Here is a 13,328-nt window from a genome sequence, read left to right as displayed (position 1 = left end):
CCTGCCTTAGCGGCTGTGCAGGCCGCTCGCCAGTGGATTGCGGATCAACCGAACAGCAGCGCCCAGATGATCAGCAGCAGGCCGGCGACCGAGACGCTCCAGATCGCGGTGCGGAGCCTGGGAATGCCCGCCGCATAGACCGGGAGATAGACGAGCCGTGCCCAGAAATAGAGATGGGCGCCGAGCTCCGTCTTCCAGCCGAGCCGGCCGACGGCGTGCGCGCCGAGCAGCGCGCCGATGAACAAGGGCAGCGTTTCGAACAGATTGGCCTGGGCGCGGGCGAGCCGCCCGCCGAGCGGCGAGAGGGGCGGCAAGGCTTCATCCCGCGCGCCCATATTCCATTTGACGCCATATTGCTGCGTCTTGACGCGGATCGCAGCGAGAATGTGGACGAGCGCGAGGATCAGCGTCGCGCCGAGCAGGGTGAATTCGATCGGCATGGGCGGGAGGCTTGCTTCGTCGTTACACCGCCGTCAAGTCAGGTGCCTATCGGCCGTCCGGGCCGACCTTCTTGCATGCCGGCCGCGCGCATACGACATTGCCGCCATGCTGAACTTCCTCTCGCTCTTCATCGGCGTGCTAGCGGGCCTGTTCGCGGCCATCGCCTTCCTGCCTTTTCTGGGCTGGGTGAACTGGGCGATCATTCCGCTCGCGCTGGTCGGCCTGCTGCTCGGCGCCATGTCGCGTTCGACGAGCGGGCGGACGCTCAACCTGATCGTCATAGTGATCGGTTCGCTACGCTTGTTCCTCGGCGGCGGCTTCCTCTGAGATCCCCGTTGACGTCCGCCATGTTCGGACGCAGGGGGAACGGAATGAGCCCGATCGCCTCCCGCCTTTCATGAACGACATTGTACGGCGCGAGGCGCGGATCGGCGCGCTTTCCGGCATTGGCGCCTATCTGATCTGGGGGCTGCTGCCACTGTTCCTGCGGCTGCTCCATGGCGTGCCCGCGCTGCAGATATTGGCGCATCGGGTGATCTGGTCGCTCATCCTGCTGCTCGGTATCGTGACGCTGATGCGGCGCTGGCCGGCGATCCGGGCGGTGGTCGCCGATCGGCGGACGATGCGCCTGCTGCTGCTGAGCGCCACATTGGTCGCACTCAACTGGCTGATCTATATCTGGGCGGTATTGAACGGCCATGTGCTCGAGGCAAGTCTCGGCTATTTCATCAATCCGCTGATGAGCGTGGCGCTGGGCATGGCGCTGCTCGGCGAAAGGCTGCGGCCGGCGCAGGGGCTGGCGGTGGCGCTGGCGGCGGCAGGCGTGCTCCTGCTTGCGCTGAACGGGGGCGGGGCCCTGTGGATCTCGCTCAGCCTCGCTGCGAGCTTTGCCTTCTACGGCCTCGTCCGCAAGGTGGCGCAGGTCGATGCGCTGGGCGGGCTGCTGATCGAAACGATCCTGCTGGGGCCGCTCGCGCTCGGCTGGCTGCTGTGGGAGGCAAGCCAGGGGAATGGCGCGTTCGGCGTGGAGTGCGGGCTGGACCTGCTGCTGATGCTGGCGGGCGTGGTGACGGCAGTGCCGCTGCTGATGTTCGCGGCGGCGGCACGGCGGTTGCCGCTGTCGACGGTGGGCCTGCTCCAATATATCGCGCCGACGCTCCAGTTCCTTTGCGCCATATTCGTCTTCGGCGAGCATATGAGCCGGGTGCATGCGCTGACCTTCGCCTGCATTTGGGCGGGGCTGGCCGTCTTTGCGATGGACGGATTGCGCGCCAGCCGGCCCCAAGGGAAGGCGACGGCCGCCCGCTAGACGAGCGAGGGGAGGCGGGCATGGACGAAGCGGCAGCGATCGTGGCGCGGCTGGGGCTCGCGCCTCATCCCGAGGGCGGATGGTATCGCGAGACATGGCGCGCACCGGCCGCCGAGGGCGAGCGGGCGGGTGCCACGGCGATCCTGTTCCTGCTCGAGGTGGGGCAGCGATCGCATTGGCATAGGGTGGATGCGGCCGAGCTGTGGCTGTTCCATGCCGGCCATCCGCTGCGCCTGCTGACGAAGGAGGGGGATGGGCCGATCATAGAGACGCGGCTGGGCCCCGACGTGCTGGCCGGCGAGGTGCCCCAGCATCTGATCCCGCCTCATGGCTGGCAGGCGGCGGAGGCGGATCGGGGCTGGACGCTGGTTTCCTGCGTGGTATCGCCCGGTTTTGAATTTACCGGCTTCGAGCTGGCGCCGGAGGGATGGTCGCCCGCTTAATGGGCCAGCGCGTCCCATAGCAGCTTGGCGCCGACCAGGATCATCAGCCAGTAGATGGCGGTATAGAAGCGATCGGGCGAGACGCGGCGGACAAGCCGCACGCCGGCGAAGGTGGAGACGATCGCTACCGGGAGCAGCGCGGCCGTTGCCAGCAGGTGCGCCTTGGTGAACTGGCCGAGCGCCATATAGGCCGGCACCTTGAGCCAGTTGGTCGTGGCGAAGAAGATGGCGGTGGTGCCGACCAGCGTGTCGCGCGGCAGATGGCGGGGCAGCACATACATTTGGAAGGGCGGCGCGCCGGCATGGGCGATCTGGCTGGTGAAGCCCGATCCCACCCCCAGCAGCATGCCGACCCAGCCGGGCGCATGGCGCGATACGGCGACCGATCCGCCCCGCCGCTGCCAGAGCCGCTGGATGGCGAAGAGGATGGAGATGACGCCCAGCACCGCCATCACCGCCGCCGCCGACACCTGCGCCGCGAAGAGATAGCCGAGCACCACGCCGACCAGCGATCCCGGCAGCATGACCGCCAGCACATGCTTGTCCCAAGCGTGGCGGAAGGCCCAGACGCCCACCACATCCTGCACGATCAGGATCGGCAGCAGGATCGCCGCCGCTTCGACCGGCGATATCGCCAGGGCGAGGAGCGGCAGGCCGAGCGAACCCATGCCGACGAAGCCGCCCTTGCCCAGGCCGAGCAGGATCACGGCGGGGATTGCGGCAAGGTAGAAAAGCGGATCGGTGGGCATGGCTTTCTGTCGTCCGGCTGGCCGGCGGATGCAAGCGGTTGCGCGGCGATGCGGGTAGCGCGATGATCGGCGCTCCGCTTTCGGGGAGTCCACGCCCATGTCCCGCGATCCGCGCGTCGATGCCTATATCGAAAAGGCGCAGCCCTTCGCCCGGCCGATCCTGAGCCATTTGCGCGAGGCAGTGCATGGCGCCTGCCCGGAGGCGGAGGAGGCGATCAAGTGGAATTCGCCTTTCTTCCTCTATCGCGGCCAGATTTTGTGCATGATGGCCGGATTCAAGGAGCATGCGATCTTCGGCTTCTGGCGCGGCGCGGAGGTGACGGGCGAGGGCGGGGCGGAAAAGGGCGGCATGGGTCAGTTCGGCCGGATAATGTCGCTCGGCGACCTGCCTGATCCGGCGACGCTGACGGATCTGATCCGCAAGGCGGCGGCGATCATCGCCACGGGCGAGAAGCGTCCGCGCCCGCTGAAACATCCCAAGCCGCCGCTCGAAACGCCGGAGGATCTTGCTGCGGCGCTGATCGCGAACCCGCCCGCGCAAGCGAGCTTCGACGGCTTTTCGCCATCGCAGCGGCGCGAATATGTCGAATGGGTGATCGAGGCCAAGCGGCCCGAGACGCGCGCGCGACGCATCGCGCAGGCGGTAGAGTGGATGGCCGAGGGCAAGCAGCGCAACTGGAAATATCAGAATTGCTGAGCCTGCCCCCGGCCATGGTCAGCCCGTCCGGTCAGCGGCAGCGGACATTGTCGCGATCGATCGCCCGGCCGATCAGCGCGCCGGCGCCCGCGCCGAGGATGGTGCCCAGCGTCTTGGAGCCGCCCGGCGCGATGATGTTGCCGAGCGCGCCGCCGCCGATCCCGCCGATGATGAGGCCGGTGGTGCCATCCGAGCGGCGGCAATAATAGCGGCCATCCTGCCCGCGATAGATGCGATCATTGTAGGAAAGGCGGCGCGGCTCATAATAGCGGCCGTCGCGATAATAGCGGTCCGCATGATAGCTGCCATAGCGCGGATCGACGCGGTTATAGTCGTAGCGGCCATAATCGCGCCACGCCTCGCGGCGCTCCTTGCGCCATTCTTTCTGCGCCTTGCGATAGTCCTTGTCGCGCTGGCCATGCGCCGGCGCCCAGCCCGGCGGATCGGCCAGCAGGGGAGCGGATGGGGTGGCGACGGCCGCCAGCGCGGCGGCGATGACGAACTTGCGCATAATGCATCTCCTAACATTCCGGTGGCGGCACAACGGCGTGGAATAGCTACGGTTGCGTGAACCGCAGACTACATGCCGTTCATCGGAGAGACGGATTTGCGCAGGTGCGTGTGGCGATATCGGTCGCGAATATGGCTGTTGAAATAGGCGCCGGCCGAAGAGGCCGCGGCGAACGCTGCGGCGATGCGGGCCGGAACGCCATGATAGACATAGCGTCGGCCGTTCACGAAGAGGATTTCCAGCCGCCGCCGCGCGGCATCATGATTGAAGCTGCGAATGACGGAGGAGCGCAGCGCGCGCATGATAGGCGGCGGTCAGACGTGGGTGGCGCGCCGGTGCGTGGGCGCGGCGCGGCGCCCCTTCTCCCCGGCGGGACTGGCTTCGTTCACGTCTATCCTCCTGAGCAAGGGAGGTTTCGAACGAAGCGCATGGCCGCGAGGTTCCTGCGGGGCGCGGTGAAGCGGAGGGAGAGAGTTGGCCGTTTGCCAGGCCAATCCCGTCGCCCCCGCGCAGGCAGGGGCGACGGGATGGGATATTGCGGTTTGGCTTACTCCGCCGCTACGCCGGCATGGCCGAACAGGCCGCCCTCGGCCGCGTCCTCGTTGGCGATCTGGGCCTTGCCGGCGGCCTTGCGGCGGTCGAAGGCGTCCCAGACGTCGCTCCACTGGCCACGCGTCGCCGCCTTCGAATATTCGGTGGCGCGCGTCTCGAAGAAATTGGCATGCTCGACGCCGTTCAACAGCGGGGCGAGCCAGGGGAGGGGATGGTCCTCGATCATGTAGATCGGCTTGAGACCCAGCTGGCCCAGCCGCCAGTCGGCGATGTAGCGGACATATTTCTTGATGTCCTTGGGCGTCATCCCCGGCACCGGGCCCATTTCGAAGACGAGATCGATGAAGGCATCCTCCATCCGCACCGTCTTCTGGCACATGTCGAGAATATCTTCCTTCACCGCAGGCGTGAGGCAGTTGCGCTCCTTCACGAAGGCATGGAACAGGCGGACGATGCCCTCGCAATGGAGGCTCTCGTCGCGCACCGACCAGGTGACGATCTGGCCCATGCCCTTCATCTTGTTGAAGCGCGGAAAGTTCATCAGCATCGCGAAGCTGGCGAAGAGCTGAAGCCCCTCGGTGAAGCCGCCGAACATGGCGAGCGTGCGCGCAATATCCTCGTCGCTGTCGACGCCGAAGGTCGCCAGATAGTCATGCTTATCCTTCATCTCCTTATATTGGAGGAAGGCCGAATATTCGGTTTCAGGCATGCCGATCGTGTCGAGCAGATGGCTGTAGGCGGCGATGTGGACCGTCTCCATGTTGCTGAACGCGGTCAGCATCATCTTGACCTCGGTCGGCTTGAACACGCGGCCATATTTTTCGTGGTAGCAATCCTGCACCTCGACATCGGCCTGGGTGAAGAAGCGGAAGATCTGCGTCAGCAGATTGCGCTCATGATCGGTGAGCTTCTGCGCCCAGTCGCGGCAATCCTCGCCCAAGGGCACTTCTTCGGGCAGCCAGTGGAGCTGCTGCTGGCGCTTCCAATATTCGAACGCCCAGGGATATTCGAAGGGCTTGTAGGTGCGGGAAGCCTGAAGGAGAGGCATAGGGGGCGGTCCTTACTTCCCTCTCCTGGCGGAGAGGGCGGGATTGGGAGGCGGCGGGCGGTGCCGCCGTTCGAAACCGGCATGGGAGGAGAGGGCGGGACGCTCGCTCAGCGCTCGCGCGCCCTCACCCAACCCTCTCCCCCGAGGGGAGAGGGCTTTTCGGTCATTGGCAGGCGAGGCACTCGTCATAGTCGGTCGTCTCGACCTGGATCTTGCGCAGGTCGGGCGTGTTGTCCGCCTCGACACCGCCCGCGAAGCCGGCGCGCTGGATCGATTTGGAACGCAGATAGTAAAGCGACTTGATGCCGAGTTCCCAGGCGCGGAAGTGGAGCATCAGAAGATCCCATTTCTCGACATCCGCCGGGATGAAGAGATTGAGCGACTGCGCCTGATCGATATAGGGCGTGCGGTCCGCCGCGAGCTCGAGCAGCCAGCGCTGGTCGATCTCGAAGCTGGTCTTGAAACAGTCCTTCTCTTCCTGCGTCAGGAATTCGAGATGCTGGACCGAGCCGCCGCGCTCGAGGATCGTGGCCCAGACGGCGTCGCTATTCTTCGACTTCTCGATCAGCAGCTTTTCGAGATAGGGATTCTTGACCGAGAAGCTGCCCGACAGCGTCTTGTGCGTATAGATATTGGCCGGGATCGGCTCGATGCAGGCCGAGGTGCCGCCGCAGATGATGCTGATCGAGGCAGTGGGCGCGATCGCCATCTTGCAGGAGAAACGCTCCATCACGCCCATGTCGGCAGCGTCCGGGCAGGGGCCGCGCTCATGCGCGAGCAGCATCGACGCCTCGTTCACCTTGGCATTGATATGCTTGAAGATCTTGAGGTTCCACGACTTGGCCATGGCGCCTTCGAAGGGCAGGCCGCGCGCTTGCAGGAAGCTGTGGAAGCCCATCACGCCCAGGCCCACCGAACGCTCGCGCGAGGCGGAATATTTGGCGCGGGCCATCTCCTCCGGCGCGCGGTCGATATAGTCCTGCAGCACATTGTCGAGGAAGCGCATCACATCCTCGATGAACTGCTTGTCGCCATGCCACTGGTCCCACGTCTCGAGATTGAGCGAGGAGAGGCAGCAGACGGCGGTACGGTCCTGGCCGAGATGGTCGCGGCCCGTCGGCAGCGTGATTTCCGAGCAGAGATTGGAGGTGGAGACCTTCAGCCCCAGATCACGATGATGCTTGGGCATCGTCCGGTTCACCTGATCGACGAACACGATATAGGGTTCGCCGGTGGCAAGCCGGGTCTCGACCAGCTTCTGGAAGAGCGAGCGCGCATCGACCTCGCCGCGCTTCGAGCCGTCCTTGGGGGATTTGAGGTCGAAGCTGCGGCCGTCGCGCACCGCCTCCATGAACTCGTCCGTCAAGAGCACGCCATGGTGGAGGTTGAGCGCCTTGCGGTTGAAGTCGCCCGAGGGCTTGCGGATCTCGAGAAACTCCTCGATCTCCGGATGGCTGACGTCGAGATAGCAGGCGGCGGAGCCGCGGCGGAGCGAGCCCTGGCTGATCGCGAGCGTCAGTGAATCCATCACGCGGACGAAGGGAATGATGCCGCTCGTCTTGCCGTTGAGGCCGACCGGCTCGCCAATGCCGCGCACTGCGCCCCAATAGGTGCCGATGCCGCCGCCGCGCGAGGCCAGCCAGACATTCTCGTTCCAGGTGTTGACGATGCCGTTCAGGCTGTCGTCGACCGAATTCAGATAGCAGGAGATGGGGAGCCCGCGCCCCGTGCCGCCGTTCGACAGCACCGGCGTCGCCGGCATGAACCAGAGACGCGAAATATAGTCGTAGATGCGCTGGGCATGATCCTGATCGTCGGCATAGGCGGAGGCCACGCGGACGAACAGATCCTGATAGCTTTCGCCCGGCAGAAGATAGCGGTCCTTCAGCGTCTCCTTGCCGAAATCAGTGAGGAGCGCATCGCGGCCATGATCGACCTCCAGCGAGAAGGGCAGCGGACGCGCGCCCTGATCCGAGGAAGATGCCGCCGCCTGCTGGGCTGCGGGAATGTCCAACAATGTCGCCACGTCGTTTACGCCCACTTCGCTGCTACCGGAAAGGTCCATCTGCCAAACCCCCTTAGCCAGTTGCTGTTCCTGTTACGTTCGACTCGGGGCGGTGCCGCCCGAGCCTATCACCGAAGGGCCGGATTGAGACCGCAAGAATCCCTCCCTCCCCGCATGCTACGGGTCGGTGGTTTCATGGCACCATATGGTGCCGTGATGGCAGTAACTCAATCTTGTTGCCGGCCCCTGCGGCGAACACCAGAGATAGTGCTTGGACGCTGACTCTGACGCAAGCGATAAATTTTTTGCGGAGGTCGCTTAGGGGACTGGACATGGCGGGTATCGGTTGGATTGCGCGCCCGGAGGGCGTATTGCGGCGATGAAATTTTCACGCGGGGGAGGCGCTTAGGCCATGATCACCATCAAGGAAGCCGATCTGATCGAGAGCGTGGCGGACGCGCTTCAGTTCATCTCTTACTATCATCCGATGGACTATATCCGTGCGCTGGGCGCCGCTTATGAGGCGGAGGAGAGCCCGGCGGCCAAGGATGCGATCGCGCAGATATTGACCAACAGCCGCATGTGCGCGGAGGGGCATCGCCCGATCTGCCAGGATACGGGCATCGTCACCATCTTCGTCAAATGGGGGCAGGCGTGCCGGCTGGAGTCCGACAGGAGCCTCCAAGAGGTCGTCGATGAAGGCGTGCGGCGCGCCTATCTCCATCCCGAGAACCGGTTGCGCGCCTCGATCCTGAAGGATCCGGCCTTCTCGCGCGTCAACACCAAGGACAACACGCCGTCCGTCCTCCATGTCGAGATGGTGCCCGGCCATCATGTCGAGGTGACGGTCGCGGCCAAGGGCGGCGGATCGGAGAATAAGTCCAAGTTCAAGATGCTGAACCCGTCGGATTCGATCCTCGACTGGGTGCTGGAGATGGTGCCGCAGATGGGCGCCGGCTGGTGCCCGCCGGGCATGCTGGGCATCGGCATCGGCGGCACGGCGGAAAAGGCGATGCTGCTCGCCAAGGAATCGCTGATGGGCGATATCGACATGGCGCAGCTCAAGGCGCGGGGGCCGCAGAACAAGATCGAGGAATTGCGCATCGAGATTTTCGACAAGGTCAATGCGCTCGGCATCGGGGCGCAGGGGCTGGGCGGGCTCGCCACCATTCTCGACGTCAAGATATTCGACTGGCCGACGCATGCGGCGTCCAAGCCCGTCGCGATGATCCCCAATTGCGCGGCGACGCGCCACGCCCATTTCCATCTCGACGGATCGGGGCCGGCCTATCTGGAGCCGCCGAGCCTGGATGAATGGCCCAAGGTGGAATGGGCGCCGTCCAAGGAGGCGATCCGCGTCGATCTCGATACTCTGACGCCCGAGGTGGTCGCGAGCTGGAAGCCGGGCGACCGGTTGCTCCTGAACGGCAAGATGCTGACCGGGCGCGACGCGGCACACAAGCGCATCCAGGACATGCTGGCGAAGAGCGAGGAGCTTCCCGTCGAGTTCAAGGGCCGCGTCATTTATTATGTCGGCCCGGTCGATCCGATCCCGGGCGAGGTGGTGGGGCCTGCGGGCCCGACGACCGCGACGCGGATGGACAAGTTCACCAAGATGATGCTCGACCAGGGGCTGCTGGCGATGGTCGGCAAGGCCGAGCGCGGGCCGGCGGCGATCGAGGCGATCAGTCAGGCCAAATCCGCCTATCTGATGGCAGTGGGCGGTGCGGCCTATCTGGTCGCGCGCGCGATCAAGGGCGCGAAGGTCGTCGGCTTCGAGGATCTCGGCATGGAGGCGATCTACGAATTCGACGTCAAGGACATGCCGGTGACGGTCGCGGTGGATAGCGAGGGCACCAGCGTCCACCATACGGCGCCGCTGGTGTGGCGCGAGAAGATCGCGAAGATGAAGGCGCTGGAGCAGGCCTGAGCTTGAGCCAAATCGGGATCCCCGCGGAGGCGGGGATCCATGGCGCCCTCCAAGGCCCGATTTCGGCCAGGGGCGCCATCCGAATGGATGATTGAGTAAGTTCAGCGCGATTGATGTGCGGGGGTGGCGCGACGTCGGCATATCCCTGTAAGGGCGATCGGATGCTCCTGACCAAGCTGGACCTCTGGATCGGCAAGACATTGTTCGTGCCGCTCATCATCAAATTCTGCCAACTGACGCGCCAAAGCCAATATGCGGTGTCGCGGCTATTCTGGTTCATCGCCGCACTGGATGGCTTCCACCGGGCGGACACGCTCCTTTCATCGATCATGTTCGGCGTCATGAGCATCTTCATGATGCTGACGGCCTCGCTTCGCGCTGACATGCCGGCCAGAAGCTCGCTCTGGTTCCGCATGCTCGCGATGGGGTTCCTTGCTCTCGATCTGATGAAAGGCGTGGTGGCCGGGGAATGGCTCGGCACGGAATTTTGGGTTTTCGTCCTGATCGCCGAATATGCCGCCACGATCCGGACAATCCCGCCCCGCGAACATAGGAAGAAGGCAGCCAAGGCTGCCGGGGCAAGCGCATCATAATCCTCAATTTCCCATGGCGTCAGGCTGCTCAAGTAGGGGGCTAGCCTATCCGAGGGGCGCTGATTTCATGCGAGATTGCAAATATTGATCTGGCATGAGCGCCCCACCGGCGCTTCGGCCATCGGTCATATGCGCTGGAGCATTGCCGGCCGCGATGGCTGAGCGGCAAGCGCGGATGGCAGCGTCACTCCGCGCGGCGCGCGGCGAGGATGCGGACCGGTGCAGCGAGCATCTGGCCTTTCATCACGCCCTCTCCGGCGGTGGGCGAGATGGGCGCATCGAGGATGCGGCGGACGACATCCATGCCCTCGACGACATGGCCGAAGGCGGCGAAGCCGAGATTGTCGCCGGGCTGCGTGGGATCGGCATCCATGGAGGGCAAGGCGCCGATCGTGATGAAGAAGTCGCCCGTGGCGGTGCCGGGCGCGTTGCGCGCCATCGAGATGGTGCCGTCGCCGTGCGACAGGCCGGTGCGGCTGGTCGGCTCATGCGCGATCGGCGGGAGCGCATGTTTGGGATCGTTGCGGACGCCGCCCTGGATCAGGCCGAAGCCGGGTGCGACCTTGGTGGCGCGATAGATAGTGGTGCCGTCGAGCCGCTTCTGGTCGACATAGCGCAGGAAGTTGGCGGTCGTGACGGGCGCGCGCTCCTTCTCCAGCTCGAGGAGGATCGGGCCTTCGCTGGTCTGGAGGCTGACGCGGATCGTCGCCGGCTTCGGCGCCGGAGCCTGTTCCTGGATCTGTTCGGCTGCGGGCGGTGCGGCGGTCTGGGCCAGGGCAGGCACGGCGCAGAGCCAGAGCAGGGCCAATGGGGCGAATCGTCGAAGCATATCTTCAGCCTATCGGAATTTTCCGGGGCGCGCGGGTCCAGGCGGACATGTCGGAACGGAACAATCGATACGGCGAATTCGCCGATCATCCAATTCGAAGAAAGCGTCCTGAGGGACAGGAAGACGCAGCATTTCTGCCGCCGACAGGCCGGCATATATGCCGCGCAGCAAGCTTCCGGCTATGCCATGGCTCACGACGATATGATTTTTCCTATCGTCGGCCGCCATCAGCCATTCCGTCAGGCGCGCAGTGGCGGCCTGGAATGTCTCGCCGTCCTGACAGCCGTGAATCCAGCTCAGCCGAACCGAGGATGCGATCCTCGCGCCAGGCCATAGCGCGTCTATCTCTGGCCCGGTGAGCCCGTCCCATGATCCCAAGGAGACTTCGCGCAAGCGGTCATCCAGGACGATATCCGATCCTATTCCGATCTGGGTACGGATGATCTCGGCCGTCCGCCGCGCTCTCGTCAAGGGGCTCGACTCGATTGTCCAGCCATCGGGATTTTTTATCAAAGCGCGTAAGGCGCGGCCGATATTCGTCGCTTGCGCTATCCCCAATTCCGTCAGCGGCGAATCCAGCCTGCCTTGGAGGCGGCCCTGGGCATTATATTCGGTCTGGCCGTGGCGAACGAGATACAGCAGCTAACGAGATACAGCAGCTTTCGCGCCCCCTGCATGGCATCTATTGCGGTCCCTTATGGGGAAGGGAAAGAGAATGTACAGGCCAGGACGCGCGCAGCCAAAGGCCGCTGCTGCGATCATCCGGAGTCGGCTGCGGGCGGGGCGGGGTGATTGGAAATGAAGTCAGTGCCCCGCCTGGCGCCACAGGCAGGGCACAATCGGGTAAAGGCCCTTATGATGTCGAGCCGGTTATCAGATGGCGCCTAGCCAGAATATTCCAGCCTGATCAGAACGCCCATTCGACCGAGAGCCAGAGCTTCCTGGTATCCGTGCTCGCGAAGGGCGCGGTGTCCTTCGCTTCATAGTCGGCATATTTGGCGAGGAATGTGTATTTCTTCACCTTCACCGTGAGCTGGGCATTGAGCTCATTGCCATAATGTTGGCGGCCGACGACTGCTACCGGTCGATCCGCCGTGAAGCGATGATAGGCCGCGGTGAGCGTGATCGCGTCCACGCCCTTGATGGGCTTCGGCTTCGCATAGCCGATCTGGCCATAAAGATCGCGGATGCCGTTGGGCGGCGTCACCAGGAACTTGTCGGCCCAGCCCTGGAACTTGTGGAGTGTGGCGAGCGGAGTCTGGAAAGAGGTGAGCGCCACGCCGTTATCCGCGCCGAGCACTTCATAGCCGCCGCCCAAGGTGACGCCCGCAGCGGTCAGCCCGCCTTCGACCAGATAATAATCGGCGGAATAGTCGTTCGGGTTGCGGTGATAATCCGATTGGCGCGCATAGCTCGCCAGATAGTTGAGCTTCACCGCCTTGCTGACCGGATAGCTTCCCGCAAAACGCGCGCCGAAGGTCTGGCTCGAATTGCGAAAGCCGCTGATCACCGCCTCGTCCTGATCGACCAGATAGGTGAAGCCGGTGAGCATGCCGATGGGGGTCTTGTAGCTCAGATTGACGAAGACATTGTCGCCGCCGATCGCCTGCTGACGCGCCCGGCCAAAGGCGTTGCCGCCGTCGACGCCCCAGATCGTGCGGGCCGACCAGCTATAGGTGGCATCGAGCTTCAGATCCTTGACACCCGACCATTCGATCCGCGCCGCGTCGAAGGTCTGCTCATTCTGTCGCCAGCCGACCGAGCCCACGAAACGCTGGTCGTCGAGATTGATGCGCTGGCGCCCCAGCGTGACGACCGTCTTGGGCAGGCCCTTATACTGGATCTGGATGCGGTTGAGCTCGATATTCTCGGGATCCGCGACGAGCGGCAGGCTGGCCTTGCCGTTGAGGCCGCTATTATAGTCCTCGTCGACCGCGAGCGTTCCTTCCGCCTCGGCAAGGAAGGACCAGTTCTTTGCGGCAAGCTCGCCGCCGAGCCGGGCGCGCAGCGTGATCGCGTCCGCATCCTCGGCAAATCCCTTCTGTTCGACACCTTCATAGCGCAGCCGCGTGTCGATCAGCGGCTTGAACTTCAGCGGTTCCGCCATGGCCGGCGTTGCGAAGACGGCGGACAGCAGCAAGCAAGCTGAGAATCGTCTCATGCCAAATACCCCCTTGACCCTATGACATGTTGGATGCCCCGATCGGCATCCTCTCCAATT

15 protein-coding genes are annotated in these 13,328 nt (G+C 64.3%); 6 read left to right on the top strand and 9 right to left on the bottom strand.

Going from position 1 to position 13,328, the window contains the following annotated elements; all coding sequences use genetic code 11:
* Positions 1-44: 44 nt before the first annotated feature.
* Positions 45-440, bottom strand: a complete 396-nt coding sequence (locus tag CLG96_RS01315) for an MAPEG family protein (protein WP_107966050.1) — start codon at positions 438-440, stop codon at positions 45-47.
* Between the two features lie 106 nt (positions 441-546).
* On the opposite strand from CLG96_RS01315, the gene CLG96_RS01310 reads away from it, so the two are divergent.
* The 3 genes from CLG96_RS01310 (at position 547) to CLG96_RS01300 (ending at position 2,193) form a co-directional block, all read left to right on the top strand.
* Positions 547-768, top strand: a complete 222-nt coding sequence (locus tag CLG96_RS01310) for a hypothetical protein (RefSeq protein WP_107966049.1) — start codon at positions 547-549, stop codon at positions 766-768.
* 70 nt (positions 769-838) lie between these two features.
* On the top strand, positions 839-1,750 hold the full coding sequence (gene rarD / locus CLG96_RS01305; protein WP_107966048.1) for an EamA family transporter RarD: 912 nt from the start codon (positions 839-841) through the stop codon (positions 1,748-1,750).
* A gap of 20 nt (positions 1,751-1,770) precedes the next feature.
* Complete coding sequence (locus tag CLG96_RS01300) at positions 1,771-2,193, top strand: cupin domain-containing protein (RefSeq protein ID WP_107966047.1); 423 nt, start codon at positions 1,771-1,773, stop codon at positions 2,191-2,193.
* Here the strand turns inward: CLG96_RS01300 and CLG96_RS01295 are convergent.
* The gene (locus CLG96_RS01295) at positions 2,190-2,942 is read right to left on the bottom strand and encodes a sulfite exporter TauE/SafE family protein (RefSeq protein WP_107966046.1); all 753 of its coding nucleotides are present in this window, start codon (positions 2,940-2,942) and stop codon (positions 2,190-2,192) included. The genes CLG96_RS01300 and CLG96_RS01295 overlap by 4 nt on opposite strands.
* Before the next feature lie 97 nt (positions 2,943-3,039).
* Between CLG96_RS01295 and CLG96_RS01290 the strand changes: the two genes are divergently transcribed.
* The gene (locus CLG96_RS01290; protein ID WP_107966045.1) at positions 3,040-3,639 is read left to right on the top strand and encodes a YdeI/OmpD-associated family protein; all 600 of its coding nucleotides are present in this window, start codon (positions 3,040-3,042) and stop codon (positions 3,637-3,639) included.
* Between the two features lie 31 nt (positions 3,640-3,670).
* On the opposite strand, the gene CLG96_RS01285 is transcribed toward CLG96_RS01290, so the two are convergent.
* The 4 genes from CLG96_RS01285 to CLG96_RS01270 form a co-directional block, all read right to left on the bottom strand.
* Positions 3,671-4,150: a hypothetical protein gene (locus tag CLG96_RS01285; protein ID WP_107966044.1), complete on the bottom strand. Its 480-nt coding sequence runs from the start codon at positions 4,148-4,150 to the stop codon at positions 3,671-3,673.
* A 68-nt stretch (positions 4,151-4,218) separates the two neighbouring features.
* Positions 4,219-4,452, bottom strand: a complete 234-nt coding sequence (locus CLG96_RS01280; RefSeq protein ID WP_207796526.1) for a KTSC domain-containing protein — start codon at positions 4,450-4,452, stop codon at positions 4,219-4,221.
* Positions 4,453-4,697: 245 nt separating this feature from the next.
* Positions 4,698-5,750 carry a ribonucleotide-diphosphate reductase subunit beta gene (locus tag CLG96_RS01275; protein WP_107966043.1) on the bottom strand — a complete coding sequence of 351 codons (1,053 nt, stop codon included), beginning with the start codon at positions 5,748-5,750 and terminating at the stop codon, positions 4,698-4,700.
* 163 nt (positions 5,751-5,913) lie between these two features.
* Positions 5,914-7,815 (bottom strand): ribonucleoside-diphosphate reductase subunit alpha, encoded by a 1,902-nt coding sequence (locus CLG96_RS01270; RefSeq protein ID WP_107966042.1) that lies wholly within the window; start codon positions 7,813-7,815, stop codon positions 5,914-5,916.
* 352 nt (positions 7,816-8,167) lie between these two features.
* Between CLG96_RS01270 and CLG96_RS01265 the strand changes: the two genes are divergently transcribed.
* Positions 8,168-9,685 carry a fumarate hydratase gene (locus tag CLG96_RS01265; RefSeq protein WP_107966041.1) on the top strand — a complete coding sequence of 506 codons (1,518 nt, stop codon included), beginning with the start codon at positions 8,168-8,170 and terminating at the stop codon, positions 9,683-9,685.
* 161 nt (positions 9,686-9,846) lie between these two features.
* A complete protein-coding gene (locus tag CLG96_RS01260) occupies positions 9,847-10,278 on the top strand; it encodes a hypothetical protein (protein ID WP_107966040.1) in 432 nt (143 codons plus the stop codon).
* Positions 10,279-10,462: 184 nt separating this feature from the next.
* Here CLG96_RS01260 and CLG96_RS01255 read toward each other — a convergent pair whose 3' ends face one another.
* From CLG96_RS01255 to CLG96_RS01245, 3 genes are all read right to left on the bottom strand, one after another.
* A complete protein-coding gene (locus CLG96_RS01255) occupies positions 10,463-11,107 on the bottom strand; it encodes a peptidylprolyl isomerase (protein ID WP_107966039.1) in 645 nt (214 codons plus the stop codon).
* A 9-nt stretch (positions 11,108-11,116) separates the two neighbouring features.
* Complete coding sequence (locus CLG96_RS19400) at positions 11,117-11,746, bottom strand: histidine phosphatase family protein (protein WP_423828186.1); 630 nt, start codon at positions 11,744-11,746, stop codon at positions 11,117-11,119.
* A 268-nt stretch (positions 11,747-12,014) separates the two neighbouring features.
* Positions 12,015-13,268 carry an alginate export family protein gene (locus tag CLG96_RS01245; RefSeq protein WP_107966037.1) on the bottom strand — a complete coding sequence of 418 codons (1,254 nt, stop codon included), beginning with the start codon at positions 13,266-13,268 and terminating at the stop codon, positions 12,015-12,017.
* Positions 13,269-13,328 lie beyond the last annotated feature (60 nt).

Origin of the sequence: Sphingomonas oleivorans, from assembly GCF_003050615.1 — a bacterium.
GTDB lineage: Bacteria > Pseudomonadota > Alphaproteobacteria > Sphingomonadales > Sphingomonadaceae > Sphingomonas_H > Sphingomonas_H oleivorans.
This window is presented reverse-complemented; position numbering and strand designations above follow the sequence as displayed.